At 70.9% G+C, this 26,456-nt stretch carries 21 protein-coding genes and 1 tRNA gene; 19 read left to right on the top strand and 3 right to left on the bottom strand.

Annotation, left to right across the window (positions count from 1 at the left end):
- Nucleotides 1–18 precede the first annotated feature (18 nt).
- The 6 genes from ACFWXQ_RS16305 (at nt 19) to obgE (ending at nt 9,318) form a co-directional block, all read left to right on the top strand.
- Complete coding sequence (locus ACFWXQ_RS16305; protein ID WP_383948357.1) at nt 19–849, top strand: TIGR03936 family radical SAM-associated protein; 831 nt, start codon at nt 19–21, stop codon at nt 847–849.
- A 249-nt stretch (nt 850–1,098) separates the two neighbouring features.
- Nucleotides 1,099–5,292 carry a ribonuclease E/G gene (locus tag ACFWXQ_RS16300; protein ID WP_386268384.1) on the top strand — a complete coding sequence of 1,398 codons (4,194 nt, stop codon included), beginning with the start codon at nt 1,099–1,101 and terminating at the stop codon, nt 5,290–5,292.
- Between the two features lie 278 nt (nt 5,293–5,570).
- On the top strand, nt 5,571–6,923 hold the full coding sequence (locus ACFWXQ_RS16295; RefSeq protein WP_383955453.1) for a phospholipase D-like domain-containing protein: 1,353 nt from the start codon (nt 5,571–5,573) through the stop codon (nt 6,921–6,923).
- Nucleotides 6,924–7,143: 220 nt separating this feature from the next.
- Nucleotides 7,144–7,464: a 50S ribosomal protein L21 gene (gene rplU / locus ACFWXQ_RS16290; RefSeq protein WP_006374708.1), complete on the top strand. Its 321-nt coding sequence runs from the start codon at nt 7,144–7,146 to the stop codon at nt 7,462–7,464.
- Between the two features lie 14 nt (nt 7,465–7,478).
- Complete coding sequence (gene rpmA / locus ACFWXQ_RS16285) at nt 7,479–7,733, top strand: 50S ribosomal protein L27 (RefSeq protein ID WP_006374707.1); 255 nt, start codon at nt 7,479–7,481, stop codon at nt 7,731–7,733.
- A gap of 148 nt (nt 7,734–7,881) precedes the next feature.
- A complete protein-coding gene (gene obgE / locus ACFWXQ_RS16280) occupies nt 7,882–9,318 on the top strand; it encodes a GTPase ObgE (protein WP_383955457.1) in 1,437 nt (478 codons plus the stop codon).
- Nucleotides 9,319–9,619: 301 nt separating this feature from the next.
- Here the strand turns inward: obgE and ACFWXQ_RS16275 are convergent, their stop codons facing one another.
- Nucleotides 9,620–11,704, bottom strand: coding sequence for a hypothetical protein (locus ACFWXQ_RS16275; RefSeq protein WP_383946827.1), 2,085 nt, complete (start codon nt 11,702–11,704; stop codon nt 9,620–9,622).
- Nucleotides 11,705–12,085: 381 nt separating this feature from the next.
- Between ACFWXQ_RS16275 and proB the strand changes: the two genes are divergently transcribed.
- From proB to ACFWXQ_RS16250, 5 genes are all read left to right on the top strand, one after another.
- On the top strand, nt 12,086–13,192 hold the full coding sequence (gene proB / locus ACFWXQ_RS16270; protein ID WP_326763071.1) for a glutamate 5-kinase: 1,107 nt from the start codon (nt 12,086–12,088) through the stop codon (nt 13,190–13,192).
- 139 nt (nt 13,193–13,331) lie between these two features.
- Entirely contained in the window at nt 13,332–13,790 is a 459-nt protein-coding gene (locus ACFWXQ_RS16265) for a hypothetical protein (RefSeq protein WP_055610583.1), read from the top strand.
- Between the two features lie 74 nt (nt 13,791–13,864).
- On the top strand, nt 13,865–15,151 hold the full coding sequence (locus ACFWXQ_RS16260; protein WP_383946824.1) for a glutamate-5-semialdehyde dehydrogenase: 1,287 nt from the start codon (nt 13,865–13,867) through the stop codon (nt 15,149–15,151).
- A gap of 166 nt (nt 15,152–15,317) precedes the next feature.
- Nucleotides 15,318–15,908, top strand: a complete 591-nt coding sequence (locus tag ACFWXQ_RS16255; protein WP_383946822.1) for a hypothetical protein — start codon at nt 15,318–15,320, stop codon at nt 15,906–15,908.
- A 77-nt stretch (nt 15,909–15,985) separates the two neighbouring features.
- Nucleotides 15,986–17,053, top strand: coding sequence for a hypothetical protein (locus ACFWXQ_RS16250; protein WP_383946819.1), 1,068 nt, complete (start codon nt 15,986–15,988; stop codon nt 17,051–17,053).
- 568 nt (nt 17,054–17,621) lie between these two features.
- Here ACFWXQ_RS16250 and ACFWXQ_RS16245 read toward each other — a convergent pair.
- Entirely contained in the window at nt 17,622–18,743 is a 1,122-nt protein-coding gene (locus tag ACFWXQ_RS16245; protein ID WP_383946817.1) for a M48 family metallopeptidase, read from the bottom strand.
- A gap of 101 nt (nt 18,744–18,844) precedes the next feature.
- Here ACFWXQ_RS16245 and ACFWXQ_RS16240 point away from each other — a divergent pair, with 101 nt between their 5' ends.
- The 7 genes from ACFWXQ_RS16240 to ACFWXQ_RS16210 all read left to right on the top strand — a co-directional run bounded on the left by ACFWXQ_RS16240 (nt 18,845) and on the right by ACFWXQ_RS16210 (nt 23,753).
- Nucleotides 18,845–19,000, top strand: a complete 156-nt coding sequence (locus tag ACFWXQ_RS16240) for a hypothetical protein (RefSeq protein ID WP_186000991.1) — start codon at nt 18,845–18,847, stop codon at nt 18,998–19,000.
- Between the two features lie 232 nt (nt 19,001–19,232).
- Nucleotides 19,233–19,397 carry a hypothetical protein gene (locus tag ACFWXQ_RS16235; protein WP_198655517.1) on the top strand — a complete coding sequence of 55 codons (165 nt, stop codon included), beginning with the start codon at nt 19,233–19,235 and terminating at the stop codon, nt 19,395–19,397.
- Between the two features lie 47 nt (nt 19,398–19,444).
- Entirely contained in the window at nt 19,445–20,119 is a 675-nt protein-coding gene (gene nadD, locus ACFWXQ_RS16230; protein ID WP_055610578.1) for a nicotinate-nucleotide adenylyltransferase, read from the top strand.
- Nucleotides 20,120–20,135: 16 nt separating this feature from the next.
- The gene (locus ACFWXQ_RS16225; RefSeq protein ID WP_383946813.1) at nt 20,136–21,944 is read left to right on the top strand and encodes an LCP family protein; all 1,809 of its coding nucleotides are present in this window, start codon (nt 20,136–20,138) and stop codon (nt 21,942–21,944) included.
- A gap of 375 nt (nt 21,945–22,319) precedes the next feature.
- A complete protein-coding gene (rsfS, locus tag ACFWXQ_RS16220; RefSeq protein ID WP_383946810.1) occupies nt 22,320–22,766 on the top strand; it encodes a ribosome silencing factor in 447 nt (148 codons plus the stop codon).
- A 38-nt stretch (nt 22,767–22,804) separates the two neighbouring features.
- On the top strand, nt 22,805–23,464 hold the full coding sequence (locus ACFWXQ_RS16215) for a histidine phosphatase family protein (RefSeq protein WP_383946833.1): 660 nt from the start codon (nt 22,805–22,807) through the stop codon (nt 23,462–23,464).
- A 216-nt stretch (nt 23,465–23,680) separates the two neighbouring features.
- Nucleotides 23,681–23,753, top strand: a tRNA-Ala gene (locus ACFWXQ_RS16210).
- Between the two features lie 4 nt (nt 23,754–23,757).
- On the opposite strand, the gene ACFWXQ_RS16205 is transcribed toward ACFWXQ_RS16210, so the two are convergent.
- The gene (locus tag ACFWXQ_RS16205; protein WP_383946807.1) at nt 23,758–24,678 is read right to left on the bottom strand and encodes a helix-turn-helix transcriptional regulator; all 921 of its coding nucleotides are present in this window, start codon (nt 24,676–24,678) and stop codon (nt 23,758–23,760) included.
- A 151-nt stretch (nt 24,679–24,829) separates the two neighbouring features.
- Between ACFWXQ_RS16205 and ACFWXQ_RS16200 the strand changes: the two genes are divergently transcribed.
- A complete protein-coding gene (locus ACFWXQ_RS16200) occupies nt 24,830–26,254 on the top strand; it encodes an MFS transporter (RefSeq protein WP_383946830.1) in 1,425 nt (474 codons plus the stop codon).
- Nucleotides 26,255–26,456 lie beyond the last annotated feature (202 nt).

Genomic DNA, 26,456 nt, shown 5'->3' with positions numbered 1-26,456 from the left:
CCGCCGCCCGCACCCGCGGTGCAGCGCATTCGACTGCGCTACACCAAGCGCGGCCGCCTCCGGTTCACCAGCCACCGCGACTTCCAGCGTGCCTTCGAGCGTGCGCTGCGCCGCGCCGAGGTGCCCATGGCGTACTCGGCGGGGTTCACCCCACACCCGAAGGTGTCGTACGCCAATGCCGCACCCACCGGCACGGGCAGTGAGGCCGAGTACCTGGAGATCGCGCTCACCGACGCGCGCGACCCCGAGAAGCTGCGCCTGCTCCTCGACGAGTCGATGCCTGTCGGGCTCGACATCATCGACGCCGTGGAGGCCCGTACGTCGGGTCTCGCCGACCGGCTCACCGCGTCCGTATGGGAGCTGCGCCTCGACGGCGTGACCCCCGAGGACGCGGCGCGCGCGGTCGACGCCTTCACGTCGGCCGAGGCCGTCGAGGTCCAGCGCAAGACGAAGAACGGCATGCGCACCTTCGACGCCCGCGGCGCCGTCGCGAGCCTGGAGGCGCGCACAGCACAATCAGAGGCGCACACGGCTCAACCCGAGGCGCAAACACCACAGCCTGAGACGCACAGTCCACAGGCTGATAGGCCGACGGACCAGCCCTGTGCGATACTGCGGCTGGTTGTTCGGCACGTGACGCCTGCCGTTCGACCTGACGACGTCCTGTCCGGTCTCCGAGCTGTGGCCGACCTGGCGCCGCCGGTCCCCGCAGCGGTGACCAGGCTGGCGCAGGGGCTTTTCGATGAAGAGACCGGCACGGTGACCGACCCGCTCGCGCCCGACCGCGAGGCAGTGGCTGCCGCCTCACCCATGGCCGCGACCGCTGCCGCCGCGAAGGCGCCGGCGTAAGGAAGGTCCCGCGTAAGGACGAACGTCGAAGCGCCGCCCTCGTATCCGGGAGCCACCTGGGTCGGGCAGCGCACCGACCAGAAGACTTTCGCCAGGCCGTACGCACACATGGCGTACGGAACCGGCGAGACAGGACACAGAGAGCTCCCGTGCGGCGCCCGCGCCCCGGACGGCGGCACCGCGCATCGCGCGAGCCGCGGACGTCACCGGATCCGCGGCGCCCGGGAGCCTGACGGGAGATCCACCCGCATGCTCGAACCGACCGAACCCGCTGAGCCCTCCAACGGCTCCGAGAACAGCACCCCCAGCGACACCCTGCCGCCGCGCAGGCGTCGTCGCGCCGCGTCCCGCCCCGCGGGACCGCCCTCCGGGAACCCCGAGGGCGAGAGCGTGGCCGAGACCACCGCGCCGGCCATACCGGCCGTGAGCTCCACCGATCTCGCGACGGAGGAGCCGGAGGAGACCGAAGAGGCGGCTGTGGCCGCTGAAGCGGTGACCCCCGAGAAGGCGGTCACTGAGACGACTGAGACGTCTGTCACCGACGAGCCGGCAGCCGGGGCCGCCCCGGCGCCCCGTACGCGCCGTCGGGCCACTCGTCGTGCGTCCGCTCCCGCCGGTGCGCCGCAGGCTGCAGAGACGGCTCAGAGCCCCGAGACGGCTCAGTCCGCCGGGGCCGACGAAACCGCCGCGACCGCTGTGACTGCCGTGACCGATGAGGCCGTCGCCGCCGCTCCTGCCGTACAGGCGGAGCCCGAGACGCCCGCCGCCGAGCCCGTGGCCGAGGAGGCCGCTCCGGCGCCCCGTACGCGCCGCCGGGCCACGCGCCGTGCCACCGCACCCGCCGGTGCGCCCACGGAGACCGAGGCCGCCGAGGCCGTTGTGACCACTGAGGCCGACGAGGCCGCCGTGGCCGCGCCCCCCGCCCCGACCACAGCCCCGGCAGCCGCCGAGGCCGAAGAGGCGCCGGCCGCCGAGGCCGAGGACGCCCCCAAGGGCCGTACGCGCCGCCGGGCCACCCGTCGGGCCACCGCGCCCGCCGGCGCGCCGCAGGCCGAGGCCGAGGTGCCCGAGACGGCGCCCGCCGAGGCCGCCGCCGAGCCCGCCCGCCGCGCCACCCCGCCCGAGGCGGAGCGCGCCGAGACCCCCACCGCGACCGAGCCCGTCGAGGCCGATGTCCGCGACGAGCGCAGGGAGGCCCCCGTGGCCGCTGCCAAGAACGACCGGGCCCCCGAGGCCGACACCGCCACCGACGTCGAGGACGGCGCCCCGCGCCGCGCTCGCCGCCGTGCCACGCGCAAGGCCGCCGGAGGCTTCGCGGCGCCCGCGCCGGACAAGAACGCGGAGACCGAGAAGGACTCCTCGCGGCGCCCCGCGCGGCCCGCGGTCGCCGTGTTCCAGGCGCCCGTCTTCACCGAGCCGATGTTCCAGACGCCGGAGCGCGCCGCGGCCGCCGCCGCTGCCGAGGCCTCCGAGGAGCCCGAGGACGTCGTGGAGCCGGTCCAGGAGGCCGCCCCCGTCGCCGAGGAGGAGACCGGCGGATCGCGCAGGCGCCGCCGCAGGAAGGCCGAGGAGCCCGCCGCCCCCGTGGCGGAGGCCCCCGAGCCCGAGGAGGAGCCCGTCGACGAGGAGTCCGCGGAGGACACCGCCGACGACTCCGCCGAGGGTGACGACGGCGAGGAGACCGGCTCGCGCCGTCGGCGCCGTCGTGGCGGCCGTCGCCGCCGCCGGGGCGAGTCCGCAGAGGCGGACGGCGAGTCGGGAGACGGAGACGACTACGCCGCCGAGCAGTCCGAGAGGTCCGAGCAGGCTGCCCAGGACGCCGAGGACACCGCCGAGCAGATGGAGGAGGACGCCGAGGACGAGCGCGAGGAGTCGGGCGGCTCCAGCAGCAGCCGTCGCCGTCGCCGTCGTCGTCGTCGCGCCGGTGACTCCTCCGGCGAGGCCGAGTCGGGCGACAACGACCCCGAGCGCACGGTCGTCAAGGTCCGTGAGCCGCGCAGCAAGAAGGAAGAGCGGTCGGACGCCTCGGACGAGGTGCAGTCCATCAAGGGCTCGACCCGTCTGGAGGCGAAGAAGCAGCGCCGCCGCGAGGGGCGCGAGCAGGGCCGCCGCCGTGTTCCGATCATCACCGAGGCCGAGTTCCTGGCCCGCCGTGAGGCCGTCGAGCGTGTGATGGTCGTCCGCCAGAGCGGCGAGCGCACCCAGATCGGCGTCCTTGAGGACAACGTGCTCGTCGAGCACTACGTCAACAAGGAGCAGTCGACCTCGTACGTCGGCAACGTCTACCTGGGCAAGGTCCAGAACGTGCTGCCGTCGATGGAGGCCGCCTTCATCGACATCGGCAAGGGCCGCAACGCCGTGCTGTACGCCGGTGAGGTCAACTTCGAGGCGCTGGGCATGGCCAACGGCCCCCGCCGCATCGAGAGCGCGCTCAAGTCCGGCCAGTCGGTCCTGGTGCAGGTCACCAAGGACCCGATCGGCCACAAGGGCGCCCGCCTCACCAGCCAGGTGTCCCTCCCCGGCCGCTACCTGGTCTACGTGCCCGAGGGCTCGATGACCGGCATCAGCCGCAAGCTGCCCGACACCGAGCGCGCGCGTCTGAAGACCATCCTCAAGAAGATCGTCCCCGAGGACGCGGGCGTCATCGTGCGCACCGCCGCCGAGGGCGCGAGCGAGGACGAGCTGCGCCGTGACGTCGAGCGGCTCCAGGCGCAGTGGGAGGACATCCAGAAGAAGGCGAAGGGCGGCAACGCGCCGACGCTGCTCTACGGCGAGCCGGACATGACCGTCCGCGTCGTCCGCGACATCTTCAACGAGGACTTCACCAAGGTCATCGTGAGCGGCGACGAGGCATGGGACACCATCCACGGGTACGTCGCCCATGTCGCCCCCGACCTGGCCGACCGCCTGTCGAGGTGGACCTCCGAGGTCGACGTCTTCGCGACGTACCGGATCGACGAGCAGCTCGCCAAGGCGCTGGACCGCAAGGTCTGGCTGCCGAGCGGCGGTTCGCTGGTCATCGACAAGACCGAAGCGATGATCGTCATCGACGTCAACACCGGCAAGTTCACCGGTCAGGGCGGCAACCTCGAAGAGACGGTCACCAGGAACAACCTGGAGGCGGCCGAGGAGATCGTGCGCCAGCTGCGGCTGCGCGACCTCGGCGGCATCGTCGTCATCGACTTCATCGACATGGTCCTGGAGTCCAACCGCGATCTGGTGCTGCGCCGCCTCCTGGAGTGCCTGGGACGCGACCGTACGAAGCACCAGGTCGCCGAGGTGACCTCGCTGGGCCTCGTCCAGATGACCCGTAAGCGGGTCGGCCAGGGCCTGTTGGAGTCGTTCTCCGAGACCTGCGTCCACTGCAACGGCCGTGGCGTGATCGTGCACATGGAGCAGCCGACCTCCGCCGGAGGCGGCGGCAAGCGCAAGAAGCGCGGCCGTGGCGGCGCCGACCAGACCCACGAGCACGACCACGAGCACACGCACGAGGCGGAGACCGCCGAGCCCGACGAGACGGCTGCCGAGGTCGCCGCGGAGGCCGCCGAGCCGGTCGCGCTGCCCGAGCCCGAGTTCGTACCGGACGAGGATCTCTACAGCAGCGCCGCCGAGGCGGAGGCCGCTGCCACGCGTGGCCGTTCGCGGCGCCGTGCCGGCCGGCGTGCGTCGGCCCCGGCGGGTGCGCCGAGGTCCGAGAGCCGTCGCTCCGAGCGCCGCTCGGAGGCTCCGACGGCCCAGTCCGTGACGTCGCAGGACGAGGCCGAGCGTCCCGTGCAGCCGGAGCAGGCCGCCGCCGCGCAGGCCGAGCCCGTCGCCGCCGAGGACCCGGTGGTCGAGGCCCCGGCGGCCGCGGCCCCCGCTGTCGACGACGCCGCGCCCAAGGGGCGTACGCGCCGCAGGGCGACCCGCAAGGCCACCGCGCCGGCCGGTTCGCCCAAGGCCGCGGAGGAGACCGTGGTGACCGTCACCGAGCCGGTCGCCGCACCCGTCGAGTCCAAGGCGGAGCCGGTCGCCGAGCCCGAGCCGCAGCCCGCCACGGACAGCGCCGCCCCGCCGCGGGCGCGCCGCCGTGCGGTCCGCAAGGCCACCGCTCCCACCGCGCCCGCGGAGACGGCCGTCGTGGTCGTCCCCTCGGCCCCGGCGGAGGCTCCCGCGGAAGCCCGGACGGAGGCCGCCGAGGCACCTGCCGAGGCCCCCGCGGAGGCGTCCGGCGACGGAGAGGCCCCGGCCAAGAAGACGGCCCGCAAGGCGGCCAAGAAGGCGCCCGCGAAGAAGGCCGCCGCGAAGAAGACGACGACGGCCAAGAAGACGGCCGCCAAGAAGACCGTGGCCAAGAAGACGGCGAAGACCGCCAAGACGGCCACGAAGTCGACGTCGAAGAAGACCGCGGCGGCGGAGCAGCAGTCGCCGTCGACCGTCACGGCCTCCACCGACGAGGGCTGAGCACCCGCGTAACCGAAGACGCCCCCTGGCCTGCGGTCCGACCGCAGGCCAGGGGGCGTTCGGCTGTTCGGACAACGCTCCGTCAGGGGAACCGAACTGCCCTGACTTCCGCCCGGTTTGGGGGCCCCTGACATGTTTTCAGGAGCATCACGGTCATCACAATTACCCCCCGCCTCTTGGAAGGCGATCATCTACCTGTAAAACTCATGCAGTCATAGGCGTGAACACACGGGTGCGCGTTGGGGAGACGCTCACACGTGTCAGGGGAGGGGATTGGGATGGCGCGCGTGCGCCTGAAGGGCACTGGGCGACACCGTGCCGTAAAGCCGGTCAGGGGCGGGCGCCAGGCCGTCGCGCTGGCGACCGTGCTGTCCGCGGCGGGCGGACAGGCCGTCATGTCGGCGGGTACCGCGCAGGCCGTGGACAACCCGGCGTGGATCGAGGGGCCGATCTTCAACGACCCGCTCGGCACGGCCGACGAGCAGACCGCGATCCGTACGAGGCTCATCGAGCTGACGAACGCCGCGCTGCCCGGCTCCACGATCAAGGTCGCGGTCTACCACGTCTGGGAGGCCTCGGTCGTCAACGCACTCGTGGCGGCGAAGAACCGTGGCGTCGACGTCCAGGTACTGCTCGACGAGTCCAGCATCAGCGACCGCCCCACCAACACCGCGTACGGCACGCTGGCCTCGGGGCTCGGCACGGACCGTACGCAGGGTTCGTACGTCGCGACCTGCCCGGAGAACAAGTCGTGCCTCGGCGACCCGAAGTTCGGGCAGTCGATCATGCACAACAAGTTCTGGCTGTTCTCGGCGGTCAAGGGCGCGACGAACGTGGTCGTCGAGACCACCTCGAACTCCACGCCGTCGGCGCACACCAAGTTCTTCAACGACGCGCTGCTGCTGCCGAACAACCCGACGATGTACGACGCCTACGCGGACTACTTCGACACGATGGTCGCGCAGGACTGGGAGTCCTGGAACTACCGCACGGTGAGCAACGGCCTCTACAAGGCGTACTTCTTCCCGCGGGCCGGCAACACCCGGGCCACCGACACGGTGTACTCGATCCTCAACAACGTGACCTGCAAGTACAAGGACACCGCGGGGGTCACGCAGTCGACCAGGGTCCGGGTGGCGATCTTCAAGATCACGCGGCTGGCCATCGCGGAGAAGCTGGTCTCGCTGAAGAAGGCGGGCTGTTCCGTGAGCATCGTCTACGCGGAGTCGGACAGCGCCAAGAGCAGCGGCGGCACCAAGGGCACGTGGGAGAAGCTGCACACCACCGGCGGCCCGACCGTGCGCTGCTACAACGACGACCGGGACCCGCTGAACCCCGGCCAGAAGCTGTCGACGCCGTACATCATCCACTCCAAGTACATCCTCATCGACGGCATGTACGACGGCGTGAAGAACAAGGTCAGCTTCACCGGCTCCGGCAACTACACGGGCCCGGCGCTGCGCGAGAACGACGAGTCGATCGTGAAGGTCGACGACGACGCCGTGCACGACATGTACAAGGTCCACTTCGACCGGGTGGCCAAGGCGGCCTACCCGGGCACCGCGGACACCACGGACCTGTGCAAGGGCGTGAAGCCGCTGCCCGACGACGGTGAGAAGCCGACCGTGTAGGTCCCGCGCAGGTCCCGCGTAGGTGCTGGTCAGCAGCGGCCCCCGACCCGGTTTGACCCCCAGGTCGGGGCCCCGTAACCTTGACCCTCGGTGTGTTCACTGACGCACCGCATTCCCGTAAACCTCTTCCTCCCGGTGGCTCGCGCCCCGGGAGAGGCCGTCTGCTTTCCTCGGCGGCTGGACTGCGGGGATTCCGATTTCGAGCGAGAGAGAGATCCGCGTGTACGCCATCGTGCGCAGCGGTGGTCGCCAGCACAAGGTTGCTGTCGGCGACATCGTTGAGGTTGACAAGATTTCCACTGCCAAGGTTGGCGACACGGTCGAGCTCTCGACCCTGCTCGTTGTCGACGGCGACGCCGTGACGAGCGACCCCTGGGTCCTTGCCGGCATCAAGGTCCAGGCCGAGATCGTGGATCACCACAAGGGTGTGAAGATCGACATCCTTCGCTACAAGAACAAGACCGGCTACCGCCGTCGTCAGGGCCACCGCCAGCAGTACACGGCGATCAAGGTCACTGAGATCCCCGCGGCTGCGAAGTAAGGGACTGAGGAGAGATGGCACACAAGAAGGGCGCATCGTCCACCCGGAACGGTCGCGACTCCAATGCTCAGCGGCTCGGCGTGAAGCGCTTCGGCGGTCAGGTCGTCAACGCCGGTGAGATCCTGGTCCGCCAGCGCGGCACCCACTTCCACCCCGGCGCCAGCGTCGGCCGCGGCAAGGACGACACGCTGTTCGCCCTCGCCGCCGGTGCGGTGGAGTTCGGTACTCACCGTGGCCGCAAGGTCGTGAACATCGTTCCGGTCGCCTGACCGGATCTTTCGCGAGGCGGACCTCACTTCCCGTACGGGAAGCGGGTCCGCCTTTCGCGTGTTTTAACTGAGTAGTGATCACTGAGCGGCGAAGACTGCCGGGTGATCATCGATGAGAGATTTCCGTACGTAACTGGAGGCACATCCCATGACCACCTTCGTGGACCGCGTCGAGCTGCATGTCGCCGCGGGTAGCGGAGGTCACGGCTGTGCCTCCGTCCACCGTGAGAAGTTCAAGCCGCTGGGCGGCCCGGACGGCGGCAACGGCGGCCGTGGCGGTGACGTGATCCTGGTCGTCGACCAGTCCGTCACCACGCTCCTCGACTACCACCACTCCCCGCACCGCAAGGCCACCAGCGGCAAGCCCGGCGAGGGCGACAACCGCTCCGGCAAGGACGGCCAGGACCTGGTCCTGCCGGTGCCGGACGGCACGGTGATCCAGGACAAGGCGGGGAACGTACTCGCGGACCTGGTGGGCCAGGGCACGACCTACGTCGCCGCACAGGGCGGCCGGGGCGGCCTCGGCAACGCGGCGCTGGCCTCGGCCCGCCGCAAGGCCCCCGGCTTCGCGCTGCTCGGCGTGCCCGGTGACCTCCAGGACATCGTCCTGGAGCTGAAGACGGTCGCGGACGTCGCGCTCGTCGGCTACCCGAGCGCGGGCAAGTCCTCGCTGATCTCGGTCCTGTCGGCCGCCAAGCCGAAGATCGCGGACTACCCGTTCACGACCCTCGTCCCCAACCTCGGTGTCGTGACGGCGGGTTCGACCGTCTATACGATCGCCGACGTACCCGGACTGATCCCCGGGGCGAGTCAGGGCAAGGGCCTCGGCCTGGAGTTCCTGCGCCATGTGGAGCGTTGCGAGGTGCTCGTCCACGTCCTCGACACGGCGACCCTGGAGTCCGACCGCGACCCGGTCTCCGACCTCGACATGATCGAGGAGGAGCTGAAGCAGTACGGCGGCCTCGGCAACCGGCCGCGTCTCGTCGTCCTCAACAAGATCGACGTAACGGACGGCAAGGACCTGGCCGAGATGGTCCGGCCGGACCTGGAGGCACGCGGCTACCAGGTCTTCGAGGTCTCGGCGGTGGCCCACACGGGCCTCAAGGAGCTCTCCTTCGCCCTCGCCGGCCTGGTCGGTGAGGCCCGTGCGGCGAAGCCCGAGGAGGAGGCCACCCGTATCGTCATCCGCCCGAAGGCGGTCGACGACGCTGGCTTCACCGTCGTCCAGGAGGAGGACGGACTCTTCCGCGTACGGGGCGAGAAGCCCGAGCGCTGGGTCCGCCAGACCGACTTCAGCAACGACGAGGCCGTCGGCTACCTCGCCGACCGGCTCAACCGCCTCGGTGTCGAGGACTCGCTGATGAAGGCGGGTGCCCGGCACGGTGACGGGGTCGCCATCGGACCCGAGGACAACGCGGTCGTCTTCGACTGGGAGCCGACGGTCATGGCCGGCGCGGAGATGCTCGGTCGCCGTGGCGAGGACCATCGGTTCGAGGCGCCTCGGCCCGCCGTTACGCGGCGACGCGAGAAGCAGGCGGAACGGGACGAGGCGGACCAGGCGTTCGACGACTTCGACCCGTTCTAGGCCGCAGCCGTCCGAAACCGGGGGCTCCGCCCCCAGGCCCCCGCGGTCTGCATTCACACTGCGGGCCGGTGGGGGCTGGTCGCGCAGTTCCCCGCGCCCCTAAAAGCGACAGGTCACCGTCGGCGGGAAGCGGCACGTGACCGCCGGCCCCAGCCACCTTCAGGGGCGCGGGGAACTGCGCGACCAGCCCCCACCGCACCCGCAGCCGAAAACGAAACGGACGCACCAAAACAGGAAGAGGGCCCGGAGACACTCCGGGCCCTCTTCCTACGTGCTCCCCGCGGCAGCGGCCACGTAGCGGCTACGCGTTGACGGAGTCGTCCGCCTCGTTCGGGTCCTGCGCGGCCTCCTCGGCCGCGTCCTCCTTCGCGGAGCGCGGGGAGGGGATCTCCGCGGCGAGGCGGGACTCCATCCGCACGCGCCGCTCGTCGGCGAGGGTGCAGAGGTCGTCGATCGCGGCGTCGAAGCGGGCCAGCGACGGCGGGTCGGACGGACCGAGCAGGTGCTCCTTGAGCTCGGCACGAGCGGCCGTGAACTGGTCCTTCTCCGGGTGGCGGACCGACTCCAGGAGCGCCGGCACACCTCCCGCCTTGGGCGTCAGGATGGCGCCCGCGGACACGGTCGGGAAGCCCGCGCGGAACGCCGCCTCGGACATCCCCGAGGTGTTGGCGACCGCGTACGGCTTCTCGCTGGACAGCCAGTCGGAGACGACCGACGAGACATCGCTGATCAGCAGGTCCGCCTGGTTGAAGCAGGCGAAGATGGCAGGCCGCGCGTCCGTGATGATCTCGTGCTCCCACTCCGGGAAGGACGCCCAGTAGGCCTTCTCCCAGGCCAGCGTGGCCTCGACGATGGCCGCCTCGCGGTCGCCGCGCGGCGCGCCCTGGAGCAGCATCCGCTCCATCTCGTCCGCGCTCTCACGGAAGTCGGTGGAGGTGAGCTTGTCCAACTCGGCCGTACGGCGCGTCAGTTCGGCGGCGGCACCGGCGTCCGGACGGGCGCCCGACCGCTTGGTGTTGGCCTCGCGGATCATCGCCATGATGCGCTGGTTCGCGGCGCCCGCGCGCGGGTCCACGGAACCGGTCATCGGGTGCGGCTTGTAGAGGAGCCGTACGCCCTCGTCGGCGAGCAGCCGCTTGACGATGTTCTCGCCGGCCAGCACCACCGAGGTGTTGCCGGGGTTGCCGTCCCAGCCCTCCCACGTGGGGGCGTACAGCACGGTCGTGTACGTACCCGTCGGCGCCCCGGAGTAGGGGCGGATCGGCGCCAGCTGCGGGCGGCCGACCTCCACGATGTCCTTGTCCTCGACGCCGACCTCGGCCAGCGCGTACCGCTCGCGCGCCGCGGGACCGGCCACCCACACCTCGTCGTACGCCTTCGCGTACGGGTTGCAGGAGGACAGCTTGTCGGACTCGCCGTGGTTGATGAAGGCGTGCTTGATCGTGGGGATGCGCAGGACCTGCGAGGTCTTCGCGGCGTTGGCCGGGTGCAGCATCATCTTCAGCGTCGAGTTCTCCAGCGAGAACATCGTCGAGACCTTGGGGAAGCAGATGACCGGGACGTCCGTGGCGTCGATCTTCTGCACCATGAAGCGCTCACGCAGCACGATCAGCGGCTTCGCGTCGACCGAGGAGAGCGTGGAGAGCCACATGTTCGCCTGGTACGCGGAGGTCGTACCGCCCGAGAAGTACATGGCCACGGTCGGCCGGTAGTCGGCCAGCCACTTGTCCAGCCACTCCATGACCTTCTGCTCGCTCTTGGCGCGCTTCTTGGGCAGCAGCCAGGTGCCGAGGTAGGCCGTGCCGCCGCCGATCAGGACGAGCGCGATGCCGACGCCGATGGCACCCCAGTACGCGTCCGTGGTGGCCGCGGTGACCATCAGGCCTGCCGTGGTCGGGATCGAGAAGGTCAGCAGGCGGTGACCCGGGCGGCGGGCCAGGACGCGCGGCGGCGCGGCGCTCAGGCGCAGCGCGGACGCGTCGATGTTGCGGGTGACGATCGGCAGCGTACGGGTGCGACGGACCACGACCGCGGCGGCCTGGCAGGCGAAGTGCAGGGCGTAGAACACGCACATCGCGATCAGCAGCGGAGCCTGCTCGCGCGTCGGGTTGATGCCCTCGATCCGCAGGAGCCCCACCAGGATCAGCATGTCGCGCAGCAACTGCCGGACCGTGACGTCGAAGCGGACCTTGCCCAGGAGCGAGAGCAGACCGGGGTCCCGGTACTGCAGGAACACGTCGAGGGCGAGCCCGGCGGCGCTCGCGGCGATGAACACCGGGACGTTCGGCAGCAGAGCGGAGACGATCTGCGCCGTGAAGAGCGCGAACATCGAGAGCAGCGCCGAGAGCTGCACGATGCGGCGGGGGGCGAGTCCGGCGGAGGGCACGGAATGGGCTCCTGCGAGGGATGCGACGGATGGGGGGAAACATGGGGGCCGGCCTCGTCATGCCTCGCGAATCCCCGCGATTTCTCGCGGATCCTCGTGCCAGCGGGAGGCCGATCCCTGACCGTATGACTTCGGCGGGCCCGCTAGCAATCTTGCGTGAGGTCATTCACCGTATTTCGGGCTAAAAAGACTGGAACCTGTGAGGTGGTTCTCTCGTCTTCCTCGCTCGGGCGTCCGCGGCCCCCATGCCGTCCGCCACTCGAAACGCGGCGGCGCCGGCCACCCTCGGTCACGTAGATTGCACGGACCGGGCTGGTCGGAACATTGGGGTACAGCGTGTCAGCGGCAAGGCAGGCGGCAGTGCAGGCGGCGAGGCCGGGAGTGGCGGAGGCCCGCAGGATCGTCGTCAAGGTGGGCTCCTCCTCCCTGACCACCGCGTCCGGGGGGCTCGACGCCGACCGGGTGGACGCCCTCGTGGACGTCCTCGCCAAGGGCCGCAGCGGCGGTGAGAAGGAGATCGTCCTCGTCTCGTCCGGTGCCATCGCCGCGGGCCTCGCCCCGCTGGGCCTGCGCCGCCGTCCCAGGGACCTGGCCCGCCAGCAGGCCGCCGCCAGCGTCGGCCAGGGCCTGCTGGTCGCCCGCTACACCGCCTCCTGCGCCCGCTACGGCGTCCGGGTCGGCCAGGTGCTGCTCACCTCGGACGACATGAGCCGCCGCGCCCACCACCGCAACGCCTCGCGCACCCTCGACAAGCTCCTCGCGATGGGCGCCCTGCCGGTCGTCAACGAGAACGACACCGTCGCCACGGACGAGATCCGCTTCGGCGACAACGACCGGCTCGCCGCCCTCGTCGCCCACCTCGTACGCGCCGACCTGCTGGTCCTCCTCTCCGACGTGGACGGCGTGTACGACGGCGACCCCGGCAAGCCCGGCACGTCACGGATAGCGGAAGTGCGCACCCCGGCGGACCTCGCGCACGTGGACATCGGCAGCGCGGGCAAGGCGGGCGTCGGCACCGGCGGCATGGTCACCAAGGTCGAGGCGGCCCGTATCGCGGCCGCGGCCGGGATCCCCGTGGTGCTGACGAGCGCGGTGCACGCCGCGGACGCCCTCGCGGGCCGGGACACCGGCACGTACTTCCACTCCACGGGCCGCCGCTCCGCCGACCGGCTCCTCTGGCTCCAGCACGCGTCAACCCCGCAGGGCGCCCTCACCCTCGACGACGGGGCCGTGCGCGCGGTCGTCGAGCGGCGTACGTCCCTGCTGCCGGCCGGTATCGCGGGCGTCGAGGGCGACTTCACCGCGGGCGATCCCGTCGAACTGCGCGACAGCGCGGGCCGGGCCGTCGCCCGGGGACTGGTGAACTTCGACGCCAAGGAGATCCCGCAGCTGATCGGCCGCTCCACGCACGAGCTGGCCCGCGAGCTGGGTCCGGCGTACGAACGCGAAGTCGTACACAGGGACGATCTGGTGCTGCTCCACCCGTAAACGGCCGAAAGGAAGGCCCCCGCCGGTGGACGTTCCGTAAAACCGTCACACGGAGGCTTCCCACCTGCTCAACTTTGTTTCAGGGAGACCCCCTCAGTCCGAGCGGACCCATTGCGTAAAGGAGGCCGTCGTGAGACGAGTGCGCCCTGGGGCGGCGGCGTCCCGCGGTGGTGTCGGCTCCCGGGTGGCCGGCGAGGAGCGGGCTCTGACCAGCGTCGCGGCCGGCGACACCTACGAGGTGGAGGAGCCGCAGGACCTGCCGAGGCTCTGGCACGTCACGCTCAGCGTCTCGGGCGCCGAGGCCCCGCTGAAGGAGGTCAGGCGCGGTCTTGAACAGCTCGCCCACGACCACCCCTTTCTGCTGACCAGCCGCTATGCCAACGACCACGCGGAGATCCGCTACTGGGAAGAGGCCCGCGACCTGCACGACGCCGCCGCGGTCGCGCTGCGCCTGTGGGGCGAGCACCGCCAGACCGCGAAACTGCCGCCCTGGGAGATCGTCGGCCTGGAGGTCATCGACCGCGAGACCTACCATCAGCGCATCGCCGAGGGATACGGACCGCTGCCGGCGACACCTGTGGGCGTACACCCTTTCTAGGGGCATTTCAGGACCTGTCTCGCGGTGTGGGACAACGGCTGAACACCTCTCGCGGGCGCACTACCCTGCGGGATATGACCACGCTCTCGCCGTACGACTCGATGTCCCCGGTCACCCAGGCCGCCTACCGTGCCAAGGGCGCCGCCGCCGACCTCGCCCCGCTCCCGCGGGCCGAGAAGGACGACGCGTTGCTCGCGATCGCGGACGCGCTGGAGGTCCGTACGAGCGAGATCGTCGAGGCCAACGCCAAGGACATCGAGCGCGCCCGCGAGGCCGGCACCAGCGAGTCGGTCATCGACCGGCTGACGCTCACTCCCGAGCGGATCCGCGCGATCGCCTCCGACGTGCGTGACGTGGTGGCGCTGCCCGACCCGGTCGGCGAGGTCGTCCGCGGCTCGACCCTGCCCAACGGCATCGACCTGCGCCAGGTCCGCGTCCCGCTCGGCGTGGTCGGGATCATCTACGAGGCCCGCCCGAACGTGACGGTCGACGCGGCCGCCCTCTGCCTGAAGTCCGGCAACGCGGTCCTGCTGCGCGGCTCGTCCTCCGCCTACGAGTCCAACACCGCCCTCGTACGGGTCCTGCGCGACGCGGTGGGCGGCTCGGGCCTGCCCGCCGACGCCGTACAGCTCGTGCCGGGCGAGGGCCGCGAGTCCGTACGGGAGCTGATGCGCGCCCGCGGTCTCGTCGACGTGCTCATCCCGCGCGGCGGCGCCTCCCTGATCCAGACGGTCGTCCAGGAGTCCATCGTCCCGGTCATCGAGACCGGCACCGGCAACTGCCACGTCTACGTCGACGCGCAGGCCGACCTCGACATGGCGATCGACATCCTGATCAACTCCAAGGCCCAGCGGCCCAGCGTCTGCAATGCCGCCGAGACGCTCCTCGTCCACCAGGACATCGCGCCCGAGTTCCTGCCGCGCGCCCTCGACGCCCTCGCCGAGGCCGGGGTCACCGTGCACGGGGACGAGCGCGTTCTCGCCTACGCCAAGGACTCCAAGGCCACCGTCGTAGAGGCGACGACCGAGGACTGGGAGACCGAGTACCTGTCGTACGACATCGCGGCGGCCGTCGTCGACTCGCTGGAGCGCGCCGTCGAGCACATCCGGCTGTGGACCTCCGGCCACACCGAGGCGATCGTCACCACCTCGCAGCAGGCCGCCCGCCGGTTCACCCAGCTGGTCGACTCCACGACGGTCGCCGTGAACGCGTCCACGCGCTTCACCGACGGCGGCCAGTTCGGCTTCGGCGCCGAGATCGGGATCTCCACGCAGAAGCTGCACGCGCGGGGGCCGATGGGGCTGCCGGAGCTGACGAGCACCAAGTACATCGTCACGGGCGACGGGCACATCCGCCGCTGAGCAGGCCGTGGACGGCGCCCGGAGGAGTCGCGAAGGGGCTCTCGGGGACTTCGCCGAGAAAACCCCGCACGGAGTGTTTGGGGGCCTCGCCCGGAAAGCGTCTCGTCAGGCGGATGAATTTCCATACCGTCTGCCCAAATTGACCACCCCGGTCTACTCTGGATCCGTGCCGGAGGACGTGGGGGGCACGCCGTTCCCTGACGGCTGGGAGCCCGACGACGACCGCGACCGCGGGGGTGCGGACGAAGAGTTCGCCTCCGTGGTCTTCGACGAGGCCTTTGTACGTGCGGCCACGGTTCACGAACCGACCGCCGTCGAACGCCTCCTGGCCGCCGCGCAGGCGAGAGCCGAGGCCTCCGAGGCCGAAGCCCGCCGGACACACCCCCGGGGGGTACGCGGCGACGACGAGCTCTACGACGACGGATTCGGACCCGACGGACGTGGCGATTTCGGCCACGACCCGGATCTGGACGACCTCGACGACCGGGACGTCCTGCACGGCGGCTACGGCAGCCCGGGGACGTACGGGAAGCAGACCCGCTGGCACCGTCCCGTCGCCTGGATGCTCGCCCTCGTGATGGGCATCGGCATGGTCGCGCTCGCTTTCACGGCCGTCTACCGGGGATCGTCCTCGGGCAGCCGGGACCAGGTCCCGCCGCCCGCCTCCACAGGCCTCGAACAGGGAAGCGGAGTGGGTCCCTCGGCCTCGGCCGACTATTCCCAGCCAGCCGTCTCGGCGGTGCCGCGCACGCCGTAGGGCTTCCGTGAGGTCCTGTCAGAACTTGTCGTGTACCAGGGCGTTTACCTGAGGTCCTTGAGACCTACTCTGAATGTATGGGCGGACCTGGAGACCCACCTGAGGGGACCCCCGAGGGTGCTCCTGGTGGTGGCGAGGAAGAATACCGATCCGTCGTCTTCGACGAGTCGTTCGTCCGGGCTGCCCGCCTCCAGGAGTTCTCCGCACAGGAGCGGATCGGCGACCACGCCCCGGCCGTCCGCCGCCTTCCGCCGATGCGCAGGGGCCTGTCCCGGCAGGCGCTGATCCTCGTCCTGCTGATCGCTGTGGCCTTCGGCACCGCGATCTACATGGGCGTACGCCATCCGTACCAGACGCCCGCCGCCAAGCACCCCGAGCCGCTGCGGATGACCGTGATACCGCTCGCGCCGCAGAACGCGGTGCCCGGCTCCACCGACATCGATTCGCTGTACGCGCACAGCCCGGCCGACCAGTTCCGCATCGGCGCCGAGGGCATCACGCTGCCCGCCTCCCGGCGCACCGCCCACTTCTCCGACAGCCAGGTGGTCACCGCCCTGACCACGGCGAAGGACTACCTCGTCGAGTCCTCGCTCGACCCGGACGTCCTCACCGGCGGCGCCACCCGGTCCGTGCGGATACGGCTCGACCCTCAGCAGCTCGACCAGTTCGACCAGAGCTTCGAGCGGCCGACCGCGGACGGGCGGCACGCGCCCACCGGCTGGCTGGTCCGCTTCGACCCCAACCAGGCTGAGCTGGCCGACAGCAAGATCCGGGTGCAGGGCACGCTGGCGGCCGCCGAGACCGACTCCGACACCCTTGAGGTCAGCGCCGACCACACCTTCGTCTACGCCCTGCGGCCGACCGGCTCGGACGAGAAGGCCAAGGCCTCGCTGTTCACCGTGCGGCGCGAGCTGCACTTCCGGTTCGACCGCGACGACCTGCGCATGCACCAGACCGAGCTGGTCGTCTCGTACGTCCAGGCCGGGCCGCTGGCCTGCGCCGAGGACGCGACGAACCATCTGCGCCCGCTGCTCGCGGGCGAGACGGCCAAGGCGGGCGGCCCGGCCGGCACCGACCCGTACGCGACGGGCAGCGCGACGTCGCTGTGCGGCTCCCTGGCAGCGAGCGCCCAGCCAAAGCTGTAGTTCGGCCCCGGGGCCTTTTGGACCTGCTGGTTGCTTGGGCCTCAGCTTGTCCGGACTGGCCGCCTGAGCGGCCGCGTCGCGACTGGGTGCTTGGGCCGCCGCGTCGCGCTTGGTTGCTGGGCCGCCGTGCCCGGACTGGCCGTCTGGGCCGCCGTGCCCTGAGCCGTGGTTCGGGGCCGAGCTGTATGGCTTCGGCCCCGACTTCCGGCTCCAGCCTGGCGGTGGCCTCGGACCCGACTGGCTCGCCGGGCCGCCGTGCTCCGAGCCGCGGTTTGGGCCCTGAGCTGTGGCTCCGGACCTGGCTTCTGGCTCCGGCCCCGACTTCCGGCTTCAGTCTGGCGGTGGCTCCGGACCTGACTGGCTCCCCGGGCTGCCGTGCTCCGAGCCGTGCTTCGGCCCCTGAGCTGTGGCTCCGGACCTGCCTTCTGGCTCCGGACCGGGGTTCCGGTTCCGGATCGGGTGTGGCTTCGGGGGCTTCCGAGGGGCGGGGTTGCGGCACGCCTCGGCTCGGGCCGACCCCGCCTTCAAGGGGCGGCCCGAGCCCGGGCTCAAGGCGCTTCCCGCGGGGTCAGGCCCTGCCGTTGGTTCCGTTGGGGCTTTCGTCGTCCGGGCCGTCGGTGGGCGGCTGGTCCTGCGGGGAGCTGCTGCTCGCGCCCCCGCTGCCGGTCGCGAAGCCGCCGAAGCCGCGCCGGACCCGGCCGCCGAGGTCGCCCGCGCCGCCCGCGATGTCGCTGACCAGCTTCATCAGCGGGTCCTTCGAGTTCTTGACGTCGGTCGCATAGCTCGCGGCCGACTGGCGGAAGGAGTCCGTGACCGAGGTGTCCCCGTCCTCGTCCCGGCGCGGGTAGTGGCCGTCCATGATCCGCTGGTAGTCGCGGGACTCGGCCCACTTCTTCAGCTCGGCCGCCCGGACCGTGGTGAAGGGGTGGGAGCGGGGCATGACGTTCAGGATCTTGAGCACCGAGTCGCGGAGGTCGCCCCCGGCCTCGTACTCCTCGGCCTGGGCGAGGAACGCGTCCACGTTCATCTCGTGCAGGTGGTTGCCGCCCGCGATCTTCATCAGGCCGCGCATCGAGGCCTTCAGGTCCTGGCCGACCAGGAGACCGGCACGGTCCGCGGACAGCTCGGACTTGCGGAACCACTCGCGCAGGGCGGTCACGATCGCCATGATCGCGAGGTTGCCCAGCGGGATCCAAGCCACTCGCAGGGCGAGGCTGGTCAGGAAGAGCAGTATCGTGCGGTAGACGGAGTGGCCGGAAAGCGCGTGTCCCACCTCGTGGCCGATGACTGCCCGCATCTCCTCCTCGTCGAGCAGCTCCACGAGGCCGGTGGTGACGACGATGATGGGCTCGTCCAGGCCGATGCACATCGCGTTCGGCTGCGGGTCCTGGTTGACGTACATCGGCGGGACCTTCTCCAGGTCCAGGATGTAACAGGCGTCGCGCAGCATGACGTTCAGGTGCGTGAACTGGGCGTCCGAGACGCGCACGGAGTCCGACAGGAACAGCAGCCTCAGACTGCGCTCCGGGAGCAGGCCGCTGAGCGCCTTGAAAACGGTGTCGAAGCCGCTGAGCTTGCGCAGGGCGACCAGGGCCGAGCGGTCCGCCGGGTGTTCGTACGCCCGGGAGGAGATCCCCTCGAAGCGCCGGCGCTGCCTGCTCGGTACGTTCTCGTGGCTTTCTTCTGGCATGTGGTCCCCCATGCGTTTGATTGCCTTCTGTGCCCCCAAGGCGGGGTCCAGCCTAGGCGGATATACCGTGGACGGGCAGTACAGCGAAGGAGTCGTACGTCATGGAGCATCTCCCCGAACCCTGGCTCACCGAGGCCGCGAGCGCCGCCCAGCAGCAAGGGGCGGGGAATCTCCTCCGTGTCGTGCTGATCGTGATGGTCGTCGGCTGTGTGCTGACTGCCTGGTTCCTTCTGCGCGGCTACAAACGGGACGAGTGAGGCCGGGCGGAAGGTTCCCGACCCCTTAGACCCACGGAGGGTTCCGGACGGTTGAGACGGCCGGGAGGATCGCTCGGCGGACACCGGGAGACGCAGTCCGCCGAGGCCGATGGTTCGGGGTGCCTGATGCCGGGCAGTCCTGACGGCGGAGTCGGAGTGATACCGGCGACAGCCCCCGCTTACGATGTGCGGAAGTCTTTATCCCGCCCACACCGGATAGGTCCTGCCGAAGATGAGCTTCCACAGCACCGCTGCCCAGTTGGTCACACTTGCCGCCGAGGGCGAGGAGCACGGCGGCAACCACGAGAGCCTCAGCCCCTACCTGACCGGCGGCGGGGCCTTCTTCATCCTGATGCTGCTGCTGTGGATCACCACCCGCTTCAACCGGGACCGCTGACGCCCGCGCGACCGGACCCGTCGTCGGGGCCGGTAGGGTCTGCACGCATGGGAGAGCAGGACATGCCTACCGGTCCGGCGGGCGGCACGGCGCGGAGCGCACGGCGCGGCCCGGGTAACGGCCCGTCGAACCCGGGAAAGCGCCGCCTCGGCGTCATGGGCGGAACGTTTGACCCGATCCACCACGGGCACCTCGTGGCGGCCAGTGAGGTCGCCGCGCAGTTCCACCTCGACGAGGTGGTGTTCGTGCCGACCGGACAGCCGTGGCAGAAGACAGACCGCAAGGTCTCCCCGGCCGAGGACCGCTATCTGATGACGGTCATCGCGACCGCCGAGAACCCGCAGTTCTCCGTGAGCCGCATCGACATCGACCGCGGCGGCCCGACCTACACCACGGACACCCTGCGCGACCTCCGGGTGCTCAACCCCGACGCGGACCTCTTCTTCATCACCGGCGCCGACGCGCTCGGCCAGATCCTCACCTGGCGCGACGCCGAAGAACTGTTCTCCCTCGCGCACTTCATCGGGGTCACCAGGCCCGGCCACATACTGACCGACACCGGTCTGCCGGAGGGCGGTGTCTCGCTCGTCGAGGTCCCCGCGCTCGCCATCTCGTCCACAGACTGCCGTGCGAGGGTCGCGAAGGGCGACCCGGTCTGGTATCTGGTGCCGGACGGTGTGGTGCGCTACATCGACAAGCGAGAGCTGTACCGCGGCGAGTGAGCCGAGAGGGGCACCGGTGAACGACCGATACGACGCTGGGTACGGGGGCGACCAGTACGAGCTCGTCGGCTACGACGAGTTCGGGCAGCCTGTGTACCGGCAGGTGCCGTCACCTTCCCAGACTCCGCACACTCCGGGGGCCCCTCAGGCCCAGCAGGAGTACGGCTCTTACGACCCCTACGGGGGGCAGGCGCAGGGGTACGGGCAGGGCCACCAGGGACAGCAGGGGCAGCCGGAACACCAGGGGTACCAAGGACAGCAGGCGCACCAAGGTCACCAAGGTCAGGGATACGGGCAGGGGTACGGGTACGACCCGTACGCGATGGGCCAGCAGGGGCAGCAGGCGGCGCCCGTGGTGTCGTATGACACGGGTCAGCAGCAACCTGTGGCGCCCTATGACACCGGTCAGCAACAGGCCCACGTCGCGGAGCAGACCGCGTACATCCCGCAGCAGGCGCGACCCGCGGAGTCCCCGGAGTCTCCGGAGCCTGCTGAGGACGGGCGGCAGGGTGACGGGCCGCAGGGTGAACGCGACTACCGGACCGAGCAGTTCGCCTTCGTGGAGGAGCAGCCGGAGAACTCCGAAGACGTCATCGACTGGCTGAAGTTCACCGAGAACCGCACGGAGCGGCGCGAGGAGGCCAAGCGCCGGGCGCGCGGCCGTGTCGTCGCCCTGGTCGTGGCGCTCGCGCTGGTCGCGGTCGGCGGAGTCGGCTACCTCTGGTACGACGGCAGCCTGCCGGGAACGTCCTCCGAGTCGGCGTCCGGCACGACCACCGCCGGCGGCGCCCAGAACCGCGACGTGATCATCGTCCACCTGCACAACACCAAGGGCGGCGGCACGGCGACGGCGCTGCTCGTCAACAACACCACCACCAAGCAGGGCACCACCGTCCTGCTGCCCAACTCCCTTGCCCTGACGGACGACAACGGCACCACGACCACGCTCGCCAAGTCGGTCGACGACGACGGGTCCTCCGGGACGCGCGACGAGATCGACACCGTGCTCGGGACCGATGTCGAGGGCACCTGGCGTCTCGACACCCCGTACCTCAACAACCTCGTCGAACTCGTCGGCAACATCGATGTCGACACCAACGCGGATGTGCCGGACCCGGACGCGAAGAAGAAGGGCGAGGCGCCCCTCGTCAAGAAGGGCGACGAGCAGACGCTGAGCGGCAAGATGGCCGTCGCGTACGCCACGTACCGCGCTTCGGGGGAGTCGCAGAACGCTCAGCTGGAGCGGTTCGGCCAGGTCATGCAGGGGGTGCTGCGCAAGCTGTCCTCGGACCCGCAGGCCGCGACGACCACCGTGCAGACCCTCGCGCAGATCCTCGACCCCTCGCTGAGCGACAAGGACCTGGGCGCGTTCCTGGCCAAGCTCGCCGACCGCGCCAAGGGCGGCGACTACAAGACGGCGCTGCTGCCGGTCCAGACGGACGGCAGGCTCAGCGCGCAGGCCAGCGACAGCGTGGTCAAGGACGTGCTCGGCGGCGCCGCGAAGAGCCCCGAGAAGGGCGCGGCCGTCCAGGTCGGCATCCGCAACTCGACGGGCGACAAGGACGCCACCGAACAGGCCCGGGTGGTCCTGCTGAACGGCGGCTACACCTTCGTCGACGGCGGCGAGACCGATGTCGCCCAGGCCGTGTCCCAGATCACATACGCCGACGCCGCCAAGAAGGAGGACGCGGTGGAGGTCGCCAAGACGCTGGGCCTGCCGACGAGTTCGGTGAAGAAGGGCAGGACCACGTCGAACGCGGATGTCTCGGTCGTACTGGGCCAGGACTACAAGGTGGGTGGCTCGGCGGGTTCGTCGGGCGGGTGAGCGATCGGGTGACGGTCCGGGTGACGGGCGGTGCCTTCGGGGGCCCGGACCGCGCTGCGGGTCGGGCCCCCGGCGCCGACATCCCGTACGGACACCGGGCCAGGCACCCCGTCCAGGCACCCCCTGCAGGCGCTGGGCGTGTCCGGGTGCGGGCCCGGGGCCCTGGGGCGCCCGGCATGATCGGTTAATCACGTGGGGTGCTGTCGGCGGTCCGTGAGACCCTTGGGGTAGGGCCTGCCCGGCGGAGCAGGCCGGAGGAGTGCGAAGGCGTCCGGCACGCGCGGATGCGTGTGTCAGACCCCGCGTCTCCGGCATGATCCGCCGCACAGGCCCCAACCCCTCGGGGACTCCTGACCGTCTACGGAAAGCCTTGTAGTGACCGCCACTGACCGCTCTGTCGAGCTCATCACCACCGCCGCGCAGGCGGCCGCAGACAAGCTCGCGCACGACATCATCGCGTACGACGTCAGCGACGTGCTGTCGATCACGGACGCCTTCCTGCTGGCCTCCGCGCCCAACGACCGCCAGGTCAAGTCGATCGTCGACGAGATCGAGGAGCGGCTGAACAAGGAGCTCGGCACGAAGCCGGTGCGCCGCGAGGGCGACCGCGACGCCCGCTGGATCCTGCTCGACTACGTCGACATCGTGGTGCACGTCCAGCACAGCGAGGAGCGGGTGTTCTACGCGCTGGAGCGGCTCTGGAAGGACTGCCCCGAGCTCGACCTGCCCGCGGACGCGAAGGCCACGCGCGGCAAGGGCGCCCAGCACGCCCAGCTCCAGGACGCGGAGGACGCCGCCGAACTGCGCGGAGAGCTGCGGTGACGGCCGGGGCGGGGCATCCGGTGCCGGACGGCAGGCCGCTGTCCGAGGCCGGGAGGAAGGCGGGCCGGGGGCGCCGCGTCATCCTGTGGCGCCACGGCCAGACGCTGTGGAACGTGGAGCGCCGCTTCCAGGGCACGACGGACGTCGAGCTGACCGAGACCGGCGTGGGCCAGGCCCGCCGCGCCGCCCGGCTGCTCGCGTCCCTGAAGCCCGACGCGATCGTCGCCTCGGACCTGAAGCGGGCCGCCGACACGGCCGCCGAGCTGTCCGTGCTCACCGGCCTCGACATCACCCACGACGAGGGCCTGCGCGAGACCTACGCGGGCGTCTGGCAGGGCCTGACGCACGAGGAGATCATCGCGCGGTACGGCGACCAGTACACGGCGTGGAAGCGCGGCGAGCCGGTGCGCAGGGGCGGCGGCGAGCTGGAGGCCGAGGTCGCCGACCGCGCGGCCCCCGTGGTCCTGCGGCACGCCGACAAGCTCCCCGACGACGGCACGCTCGTGGTCGTCAGCCACGGCGGCACGATCCGCACCACCATCGGCCGCCTCCTCGGCCTGGAGTCCCAGCACTGGGAGAGCCTCGGCGGCCTCTCCAACTGCTGCTGGTCCGTCCTCGGCGAGGGCGCCCGCGGCTGGCGGCTGCTGGAGCACAACGCGGGGACACTGCCGGAGCCGGTACTGGGAGACGACGACTAGGCGCACGGCCGGCAGCCTTTCGGGGTTCCGGCCGGGCCGCTCCTTCGAGGCGCTCGTGGTGTCAGTCGCGAGCCGTCCCGGGGCACTCCCGGGGCACGTCGGCGGGCCTTCCGTCCGCTCTCCGATGCCCTGCGGGACCGGATTTCACTTTCCGGCTGGTCGCAGGCTAAAGTTCTTCTTGTTCCGCCGCCGGGAAGCCGGGATCGGACACCGCAAGGGGCTATAGCTCAGTTGGTAGAGCGCCTGCATGGCATGCAGGAGGTCAGGAGTTCAATTCTCCTTAGCTCCACAGATCAGAACCGCAGATCGATGATCCCGTTCCCATCAGGGGGCGGGATTTTTCGTGCCCTCCGCTGCCGTCGGAATTCCCTCAGCCGCGCGGCCCGCGCACTCGTCTCCTCGTCCGCCGGCCGGTAGACCACGATCCGGCACTCCGGCATCCCGTCGACCGACAACGACACCGAGGTCATCCGCAACTCGCCCACCGCCACGTGCCGGAACGTCTTCACGCGCGGTCCCGGCGGCGCCACGTCCCCGTTCCGCCACAGCCGGGCGAAGTGCCCGCTGGCCTCGGACAGCCTGCGTATGAAGTCCTCCCACACGGGCTCGCCGACATGTCTGCCGTACGCGGCCCGCAGCGTCGCCACCATCACCGGCAGCTCGCTCTCCCGGAAGACCAGCGGACAGTCCTCCTCCGAGGCCGTGAACAGCGTCCACAGCGCGTTGCGGACGCCACCGCCGGCCGCGCGTGTCTCCGGCACGAAGAACACCTCCCGGTAGGCCGGGTTGGTCGCGAGGATGTCGTACCGCGCGTTGTAGACCACCGCCGGGCTCGGGTCGAGGGCGTCGACGATCTCCTGGACCTCCGGACCCAGGGCCAGCGCGGTCGACTCGGCGCCGTGGGTGTACGGCACCTCCGCCAGGTCGTACAGATGCTCGCGCTCCGGCTGGTCGAGCCGCAGCGTGCGCGCCACGGCGTCCAGCACCTGCGGTGAGGCGTTGATCGGCCGGCCCTGCTCCAGCCAGGTGTACCAGGTGACACCGACACCCGACAGCTGCGCCACCTCCTCGCGCCGCAGCCCGGGCGTGCGCCGCCGCAGACCCGGCGGCATCCCCACGTCGGCCGGTGTCACCCGCGCCCGCCTGCTCCGCAGGAAGGCGGCCAGCTCCGGCCGACGCCGCTGTGTCGTGGTCATCGTCGTCACGTCCCCCATCGTCGACCCCGGACCCAACCCCTGCCAGGTGCTGTCAGTACCAGCATCGGCGGGCTCTCCGCACCCGTACCCGCCCGCCCCCACGCTCGATGCCATGACGACGACAACCCCCGCCGGCCCGGACTCCGCACCCGGATCCGGCCCCGGACCAATGCCTGCCCCAAGTAAAACTCCCGGCACTGACAATCGCCCCGGCCGACTGCTCGCGATCGTCCTCGCCGCCCAGTTCATGGCGCTCCTGGACGTCTTCATCGTCAATGTCGCGGTCCCCACCATCGGCGCCGAACTCCACGCCTCGGGCGCCGAACTGCAGCTGGTGGTCGCCGGATACGCCATCACGTACTCCGTCCTGCTGATCACCGGCGCCCGCCTGGGCGACCTGCTCGGCCACCGCCGCGTCTACCTGGCCGGCCTCGCGCTGTTCACGGCGGCCTCGCTCGCCTGCGGACTCGCCCAGGGCACCGGCGAGTTGATCGCCTTCCGGCTGATCCAGGGAGCCGGCTCGGCCGTGATGATCCCGCAGGTCCTCAGCCTCATCCAGCGGAACTTCACCGGCGAGGCCAGGGGCAGGGCCCTCGGCCTGTACGCGGCGGTCCTCGCGACCGGCGCCGCGGCCGGGCAGGTGATCGGCGGGATCCTGGTCAGCGCGGACCTGTTCGGCACGGGCTGGCGCCCGGTGTTCCTGGTGAACGTGCCCGTGGGCCTCGTACTGCTGGCGCTCGGCGCGCGGATCCTGCCGCGCGACGACGCACGCGCCCCGGAGCGCGCGCACCGGCTCGATCTGCCGGGCCTGGTGCTGCTGGGCGCGGCCGTGTCGTTGCTCACGGTTCCGCTGGTGCTCGGGCAGGAGGAGGACTGGCCCCTGTGGGCCTGGCTGTCGCTCGCCGCCGCCGCGGTCGACTTCGCCCTGTTCTGCGCGTACGAGTCCCGGCTCGCCCGGCGCGGCGGCACCCCGCTGATCGCGCCCAGGGTGCTGCGCCACCCCGGCATGGGGCTCGCGGTCTTCCGGATCATGGCCGTGATGGCGGTCAACGGAGGCTTCCTGTTCGCACTCACCCTGCACGTCCAGGGCGGCCTCGGCTTCAGCGCACTGCGCGCGGGACTCACCTTCGCGCCGACCGCGGTGGTCTTCGGGCTGGTCGGGCTGACCTGGCGCGGGTGGCCCGCATCCTGGCAACGCGCCCTGATCCCGGCCGGGTTCGCCCTCGCCGCGGTCTCCGTCGCGGGCGTGGGCCTGACACTGCGGGACGGCCACGGGGCCGGCTTCTGGCTGTACGTCGCGTTCGCCGGCGTCGGCACAGGGCTCGCGCTCGGCTTCGGTCCCACTCTCACGCGGGCCCTCGCCACCGTGCGCCCCGAGGACGCGGCGGACGCCAGCGGCCTGCTCGCCACGGCCACCCAGCTCGGTCAGCTGATCGGTGTCGCGGTGTTCGGCACACTCTTCTTGAATCGGCTTGAGTCACTTGGGGCCCCGGGGGCGTATACCTCTTCGGACGCGCTTCTCGTCTGCATGTTCGCGCTGGCCGCGACCGCCGCGACGGGTGCCGTGTCCGGACTGGTACGAAGGCGTCGCTGACCGTATTGGCCCGGCCGTGGCAGAATCAAACGGCCGGAAGGGGCGGCCCGACGGGAGGGAGTGGCGATGCCTGCGAGCATCCTCGGGGAGGTCGGCGACCTTGCCGGATCCGAGGTGATACGGGATCGGATCACCCGCCTCGACTGCCCTTCCCGCGGTTCGGCCCATGTTGCCCCGCTTTTTGGCGACAGCGGCGGAATTT

Origin of the sequence: Streptomyces sp. NPDC058697 (assembly GCF_042715345.1) — a bacterium.
Lineage (GTDB): Bacteria > Actinomycetota > Actinomycetes > Streptomycetales > Streptomycetaceae > Streptomyces > Streptomyces liliifuscus.
The sequence above is the reverse complement of the archived record's forward strand: the minus strand, read 5'-3'. Positions and strand labels throughout refer to the sequence as shown.

Bases quoted from the DNA above. Each gene is read 5' to 3' on its own strand.
- ACFWXQ_RS16260 (WP_383946824.1), top strand. From the start codon at position 13,865: ATGACCACGCTCTCGCCGTACGACTCGATGTCCCCGGTCACCCAGGCC.
- nadD (WP_055610578.1), top strand. From the start codon at position 19,445: ATGGGAGAGCAGGACATGCCTACCGGTCCGGCGGGCGGCACGGCGCGG.
- ACFWXQ_RS16240 (WP_186000991.1), top strand. From the start codon at position 18,845: ATGGAGCATCTCCCCGAACCCTGGCTCACCGAGGCCGCGAGCGCCGCC.
- obgE (WP_383955457.1), top strand. From the start codon at position 7,882: ATGACCACCTTCGTGGACCGCGTCGAGCTGCATGTCGCCGCGGGTAGC.
- ACFWXQ_RS16250 (WP_383946819.1), top strand. From the start codon at position 15,986: ATGGGCGGACCTGGAGACCCACCTGAGGGGACCCCCGAGGGTGCTCCT.
- ACFWXQ_RS16295 (WP_383955453.1), top strand. From the start codon at position 5,571: ATGGCGCGCGTGCGCCTGAAGGGCACTGGGCGACACCGTGCCGTAAAG.
- ACFWXQ_RS16205 (WP_383946807.1), bottom strand. From the start codon at position 24,678: ATGGGGGACGTGACGACGATGACCACGACACAGCGGCGTCGGCCGGAG.
- ACFWXQ_RS16235 (WP_198655517.1), top strand. From the start codon at position 19,233: ATGAGCTTCCACAGCACCGCTGCCCAGTTGGTCACACTTGCCGCCGAG.
- ACFWXQ_RS16200 (WP_383946830.1), top strand. From the start codon at position 24,830: ATGCCTGCCCCAAGTAAAACTCCCGGCACTGACAATCGCCCCGGCCGA.
- ACFWXQ_RS16245 (WP_383946817.1), bottom strand. From the start codon at position 18,743: ATGCCAGAAGAAAGCCACGAGAACGTACCGAGCAGGCAGCGCCGGCGC.
- ACFWXQ_RS16300 (WP_386268384.1), top strand. From the start codon at position 1,099: ATGCTCGAACCGACCGAACCCGCTGAGCCCTCCAACGGCTCCGAGAAC.
- rpmA (WP_006374707.1), top strand. From the start codon at position 7,479: ATGGCACACAAGAAGGGCGCATCGTCCACCCGGAACGGTCGCGACTCC.